General features: G+C 33.2%; 1 pseudogene. It reads right to left on the bottom strand.

The features are described 5' to 3' along the window. A pseudogene (locus FUA24_RS08165) lies at nucleotides 1–512 on the bottom strand (hypothetical protein); the annotation flags it as partial.

Genomic DNA, 512 nt, shown 5'->3' with positions numbered 1-512 from the left:
AAGCGGGATTTACACTGGCAAATGATGTTGAAATGATATCGTTATTCTCTTCAAACCTCACATTTAAATTGGCGGCAGCTAAAAGAGTATAGTCATAATTAAAATTGAACTTTTTTGAAATGCCAATTTGTAATTTAGGTATTGTAATTTCGGTAGTTTCGGGTAATTCTTGGTTTTGTCCTTCAACAGCATCTTTAATAGTTTCAAATTCATCTTCATCAATAGCCCATGCGTTAAAAGTTGTTGTAATATCGCGTGCCATAATACCAAATTTCCAATTATTATTGGTTTCAAATTGTATAGCAGCATCTAAACCAAAACCCCATGACGATGCAAAATTGCCAATAATACGCCTAATAACCTTAGCATTAACGCCATAATTTAAACCTTGAACTGGCAGTTTACGTGCGTATGAAAATGTTAGTCCATAATCGGCTGTAGAAAAAAGGCTAATTCTATCATAATTAATATTGCCTTGCTCATCAATAAGTTGGGTGGTGTTTAAAATATCA

It is taken from the genome of Seonamhaeicola marinus, from assembly GCF_008085455.1.
Note: the sequence above shows the minus strand (reverse complement) of the source record. Positions and strands in the feature narration are given on the sequence as shown.